The sequence below is a fragment of the Dokdonella sp. genome, from assembly GCF_035703485.1.
GTDB lineage: Bacteria > Pseudomonadota > Gammaproteobacteria > Xanthomonadales > Rhodanobacteraceae > Dokdonella.
In genome coordinates, this window is sequence record NZ_DASSYD010000060.1 from 1 (window position 1) to 4,588 (window position 4,588).

Genomic DNA, 4,588 nt, shown 5'->3' on the forward strand with positions numbered 1-4,588 from the left:
CAATCGCGTTGTGCGGGAAAGCCAAAGCGCAATGAATCCGACCGAAATGCAGCTGCATGCCGCCAGCCAGTACCAGACATGCAAGCCGAGAATCGTGTCGAGAAAATGCAGGCCGTCGACGAAGAACGGCAGGTTCTCGTACGGACTGTGGTGGATGGCCAGAACCAGCGGTTTGTCGACAAACAGTAATCCCGCGAACATGAAGGCGGCAGCGATCAAGGCGCTGATGGCAAGAAAACGTCGGCTCATTGACACTCCCCACTAACTGGTTGGGCCAGCTCCGAGTTGATCATGAGCTGGCAAGGCAAGACTCGCTTTATGGCATCATAGCGTGCTGAATATCCAGCCCCATGAGCTGATGCATGCCCAGTACCGAACCGCGTGGACCGCGCCAGATTGTCCGAGCCATGATTTGGTCGTTCAAGGGTTTGCGTGCCGCCTGGGTTCATGAGGCTTCATTCCGCCTTGAAGTTTACTTGTGCGTGATTCTGTTTCCGGCTGGGCTGTGGCTGGGCCAGGGTGCGATCGAGAAATCCTTGCTTTGTGGCAGCCTGCTGCTCGTGCTCTCTGCCGAATTGCTCAATTCGGCGATCGAAGCGGTCGTCGACAAGGTCAGCCCCGAGTTCCATGAGCTTGCTGGTCGGGCCAAGGACATGGGCTCAGCCGCGGTTTTCCTGTTGATGCTCAATGTCATGCTGTGCTGGGTGCTCGTGCTCTGGCAGCGGTTCTTCTGAAAGACGGCACTGATTGAATGTTGGAGCTTCTTGCTGATCCGAATTTCTGGATTGCCCTGTTCACCCTGGCAACGCTTGAGATCGTCCTTGGAATCGACAATCTGGTTTTTGTCTCGATTGCAGTCAGTCGGCTGGCACCTGAACAACGCCCATTGGCGCGCAAACTGGGTCTCAGCCTGGCCTGCGTCACCCGCATTGGCCTGCTGCTTTTCCTTTCGTTTCTGGCCGGGCTTGACGATGATCGCCTCGGTCTGTTTACGCTCGGAGATCAGATCTTCTCGCTGCGCGATCTGATCATGATTGGTGGCGGCCTGTTTCTGCTGGTCAAAGCGGTCATGGAGATCCACCAGGAGCTCGAAGGCACACGTGCCGACATCGAGGAAGGTCATGTATTCGCTTCCTTTGTCCTCGTCATCCTGCAAATTGCCGTGATCGATATTGTGTTTTCGCTGGATTCGGTGATTACCGCGATCGGTCTGGTCAACGAAATTGTCGTCATGGTTGCGGCGATCATCCTCGCTGTCGCGGTGATGATCCTGGCCTCGAACCCGGTTGGCGATTTTATCGACCGTCATCCGACTCTGCGCATGCTTGCGTTGGCGTTTCTGATCCTCGTCGGAGTGGTCCTGATTGCCGATGGCCTCGAATTCCATGTTCCTCGTGGCTACGTCTATTTCGCGATGGGCTTCTCCATCCTGGTCGAATCGCTCAATCAGTGGGCGCGCAAGCGTGGGCGAATGAATTGATCTGTCACTGATCTTTGATGGCTCGACTTGTCGAAGCGATTGACCGCGTAGAATGGCCGCATTGCATCAAGAACCGGGAAGTCCATTGGCTGACGAGATTCAATATCCTGCGCTGTATCTGAAGCGTGGCGAAGACACACGATTGCGTGCAGGGCATCTGTGGGTTTTTTCGAATGAGGTCGACGTATCGCGTTCGCCGTTGACGGATTTCAAGCCCGGACAGGTCTGCGCCATCGTCGACAGTCGCGACAAGCCGATCGGCGTCGGCTACGTCAATCCCAATTCATTGATCTGTGCGCGCCTGGTCAGCCGCGGACTCGATCATGCACTGGACAAGTCGCTGCTCGTGCACAAGCTCAATGTCGCGCTTGCATTGCGTGAGCGCATTTACGATGAACCCTGGTATCGCCTTGTTTTCGGCGAGTCCGATGGCTTGCCGGGCCTGACCGTCGACCGCTTCAACGACGTTATCGTCGCGCAGGCGACGACGGCAGGCATGGAGCAGCTCAAGGACGAGATCACCGAGGCCCTCGTCAAGGTGATCAAACCACGTCTGCTCTGGTGGAAAAATGATGCCTCGATCCGGGCGATGGAGCAGTTGCCCGATTCCGTGGAACTGGCCGTCGGCGAGCGTGACAACGAGCCGGTGATCGTGCGCGAGGCCGGCCTGGAGTTTGAGTGCGATCCGGTTGCGGGTCAGAAAACCGGCTGGTTCTACGATCAGCGCGAAAATCGCGACGGCCTTGAGCATCTGGTCAAGGGCAAGCGCGTGCTCGACATGTTCAGCTATCTCGGTGGCTGGGGTCTGCGCGCGGCCGCTTACGGGGCCAGCGAAGTGGTTTGCGTCGATTCTTCGCAAGCGGCGGTTGATGCAATCTCGCGCAACATCACCCGCAATGGATTTGATGGTCGTGTTTCGGCCGTGCGTGCCGATGCATTCGATTATCTGAAATTGCTGCGCGAACAGCGCGATCGCTTCGACGTCGTCATTCTCGACCCGCCGGCCTTCGTCAAGCGCAAAAAGGATCTGGCCGAAGGCCGGGTGGCCTATCGACGACTCAACGAGCTCGGAATGCAGGTTCTTGAGCGAGATGGCATCCTGATTACCTGTTCGTGCTCGTATCACATGCCGCGCAGTGTCCTCCTCAGTGGCGTGCAGCAAGGGGCGCGACATCTCGACCGACACGTGCAACTGCTGTGGAACCTGCAGCAAGGGGCCGATCATCCGATTCATCCGGCCATTGCCGAGACCGAATACCTCAAAGGATTCGTTCTGCGCGTGCTGCCGGCCTGAGCGCTGGCATAATGGTTTCGATGATTTCCCGCACACCACACAAAGCTGACTCATGCATTATTTCGTAGATATCGACCCCATCGCGTTTTCGATCGGTCCGCTGGCCGTGCATTGGTACGGCATCATGTATTTGATTGCATTCGGTGCATTCTGGCTGCTTGGTGAGCGCCGTCGTCGGCTCGGACGACTGCCGGTCGGTCCGACTGCATTTTCCGACTTGGCGTTCTACGGCATGATCGGCGTGATCGTTGGTGGACGCATCGGCTACATGCTTTTTTATGATACTTCCGATCTGCTTTCCAATCCGCTGTCGTTGTTCAAGATCTGGGAAGGTGGCATGTCTTTTCACGGCGGCCTGCTCGGCGTACTGACGGCGATGTGGCTGTGGTCGCGACGCAACGGCCTGCATTTTTTCGATGTCATGGATTTCGTCGCGCCGCTGGTGCCGATCGGCCTCGGCATGGGGCGCCTAGGCAATTTCATCGGCGGCGAGTTGTGGGGGCGGCATACCGATGTTGCCTGGGGCATGATCTTTCCGCGCGCAATCGATACCGCCGGACACAGCATTGAACAGCTCAAGGCGATGGCGGCCGCGGGCCAGCTCGACAACGAGGTGCGCCATCCTTCGCAGCTCTACCAGTTGGCACTCGAAGGTGTCGTCATGTTCGCGGTGCTCTACATCGTTTCGATGAAGCCGCGGCCGCGCTATCTCATTTCCGGACTGTTCGCGCTGCTCTACGGCGTATTCCGTTTTGCTGTCGAATTCGTGCGCGAACCCGATGCTCAGCTTGGCTATCTGGCTTGGGGCTGGTTGACCATGGGTCAGGTTCTTTCGTTGCCCTTGATCGTTCTCGGCATCGTGCTGATCGTCATGTCGCGCCGCGCACCGACGCTGACACCACGCGTCGTCGAGGATCCGCCAAAGGACGCGAGCTGATGAAGCAGTATCTTGAACTTCTTCGGTACGTGCTTGAGAACGGCACGCCGAAATCTGATCGAACCGGAACCGGCACACATTCTGTCTTCGGCTGGCAGATGCGCTTCAACTTGTCCCAGGGGTTCCCGTTGGTCACGACCAAGAAACTGCATCTGCGCTCGATCATCCACGAGCTGATCTGGTTTCTGCAGGGCGATACCAATATCGCCTATCTCAAGGAAAATGGCGTCGGCATCTGGGATGAGTGGGCCGATGCCAACGGCGATCTCGGACCGGTTTATGGCAAGCAGTGGCGATCCTGGCAATGCGCCGATGGCCGCAGCATTGATCAGATTGCCTGGCTGATCGAGGAGATCCGGCGCAATCCCGACTCTCGCCGCCTGCTGGTCAGTGCCTGGAATGTGGCCGATCTCGATGCAATGGCCTTGCAGCCTTGCCACACGATGTTCCAGTTCCACGTCGCCAACGGCAAGTTGTCCTGCCAGCTTTATCAGCGTTCCGGCGACATCTTCCTCGGCGTGCCGTTCAATATCGCGAGCTATGCATTGCTCACCCACATGGTTGCCCAGGTTTGCGGCCTGGACGTCGGTGATTTCGTGCATACGTTGGGTGACGCACACCTGTACCTCAATCACTTTGATCAGGCTCGCGAGCAACTCACGCGCACGCCGCATGAGCTGCCGTCACTACGCCTGAACCCGGATGTCACGTCGATCTTCGATTTCCGCTTTGCGGACATCAGCATCGATGGCTACACCGCCGACAAGCCAATCAAGGCACCGGTGGCAGTGTGATTGCGCTGATCGCGGCCCTCGACCGGAATTTTGCGATCGGTCGTGATGGCGCGATGCCCTGGCATCTGCCCGATGACCTCAAG

7 protein-coding genes are annotated in these 4,588 nt (G+C 57.6%); 6 read left to right on the plus strand and 1 reads right to left on the minus strand.

Features of this window, described 5'->3' with window-relative positions:
• A partial coding sequence (locus tag VFN25_RS04655; protein ID WP_325139328.1) for a hypothetical protein occupies positions 1-249 on the minus strand: 249 nt, incomplete at its 3' end.
• A 113-nt stretch (positions 250-362) separates the two neighbouring features.
• On the opposite strand from VFN25_RS04655, the gene VFN25_RS04660 reads away from it, so the two are divergent.
• The 6 genes from VFN25_RS04660 to VFN25_RS04685 form a co-directional block, all read left to right on the plus strand.
• Positions 363-734, plus strand: a complete 372-nt coding sequence (locus VFN25_RS04660) for a diacylglycerol kinase (RefSeq protein ID WP_325139330.1) — start codon at positions 363-365, stop codon at positions 732-734.
• A gap of 17 nt (positions 735-751) precedes the next feature.
• Positions 752-1,480, plus strand: coding sequence for a TerC family protein (locus VFN25_RS04665; RefSeq protein ID WP_325139332.1), 729 nt, complete (start codon positions 752-754; stop codon positions 1,478-1,480).
• A 97-nt stretch (positions 1,481-1,577) separates the two neighbouring features.
• Positions 1,578-2,774, plus strand: coding sequence for a class I SAM-dependent rRNA methyltransferase (locus VFN25_RS04670; protein WP_325139338.1), 1,197 nt, complete (start codon positions 1,578-1,580; stop codon positions 2,772-2,774).
• Between the two features lie 52 nt (positions 2,775-2,826).
• Complete coding sequence (lgt, locus tag VFN25_RS04675) at positions 2,827-3,711, plus strand: prolipoprotein diacylglyceryl transferase (protein WP_325139334.1); 885 nt, start codon at positions 2,827-2,829, stop codon at positions 3,709-3,711.
• A complete protein-coding gene (locus VFN25_RS04680; protein ID WP_325139336.1) occupies positions 3,711-4,505 on the plus strand; it encodes a thymidylate synthase in 795 nt (264 codons plus the stop codon). The genes lgt and VFN25_RS04680 overlap by 1 nt, the downstream gene beginning before the upstream one ends.
• Positions 4,502-4,588 (plus strand): dihydrofolate reductase (locus VFN25_RS04685; protein ID WP_325139340.1); only part of this gene is annotated, 87 nt, incomplete at its 3' end. The genes VFN25_RS04680 and VFN25_RS04685, both read left to right, overlap by 4 nt.

Excerpts from the sequence above, each read along its gene's own strand:
- VFN25_RS04660 (WP_325139330.1), top strand. The coding sequence starts at position 363 with ATGCCCAGTACCGAACCGCGTGGACCGCGCCAGATTGTCCGAGCCATG.
- VFN25_RS04665 (WP_325139332.1), top strand. The coding sequence starts at position 752 with ATGTTGGAGCTTCTTGCTGATCCGAATTTCTGGATTGCCCTGTTCACC.
- lgt (WP_325139334.1), top strand. The coding sequence starts at position 2,827 with ATGCATTATTTCGTAGATATCGACCCCATCGCGTTTTCGATCGGTCCG.
- VFN25_RS04680 (WP_325139336.1), top strand. The coding sequence starts at position 3,711 with ATGAAGCAGTATCTTGAACTTCTTCGGTACGTGCTTGAGAACGGCACG.